At 45.8% G+C, this 369-nt stretch carries 2 rRNA genes; both read left to right on the top strand.

Annotation, left to right across the window (positions count from 1 at the left end):
* A 23S ribosomal RNA gene (locus GTP77_RS29925) occupies nt 1-115 on the top strand; the annotation flags it as partial.
* A gap of 140 nt (nt 116-255) precedes the next feature.
* Nucleotides 256-368 (top strand): 5S ribosomal RNA (rrf, locus tag GTP77_RS29920).
* Nucleotide 369 lies beyond the last annotated feature (1 nt).

The following is a 369-nucleotide window of genomic DNA, read 5'->3' as shown; positions in this document are numbered from 1 at the left end:
CGGAGCTTTAAGCTCCTTGAAGGGTCGTTCGAGACCAGGACGTTGATAGGCTGGGTGTGGAAGTGCAGTAATGCATTAAGCTAACCAGTACTAATTGCCCGTAAGGCTTGTCCCTATAACATTGATTTGTTATAGCGAGAAGTGCTCAGTTGTGAATTGTTGATTGACAATCCCTACCTAATAAATTAAAATACTTCTTCTGAATTTTAGAGCAGCAGTTGCCCCGTTGGGAACTGTAGCTTGTACAAGTCAAAGCCTGATGACCATAGCAAATCGGTCCCACCCCTTCCCATCCCGAACAGGACCGTGAAACGATTTTGCGCCGATGATAGTGCTGCAACCAGTGTGAAAGTAGGTTATCGTCAGGCT

The organism is Pseudoduganella aquatica (assembly GCF_009857595.1).
Lineage (GTDB): Bacteria > Pseudomonadota > Gammaproteobacteria > Burkholderiales > Burkholderiaceae_D > Rugamonas > Rugamonas aquatica_A.
The sequence above is the reverse complement of the archived record's forward strand: the minus strand, read 5'-3'. Positions and strand labels throughout refer to the sequence as shown.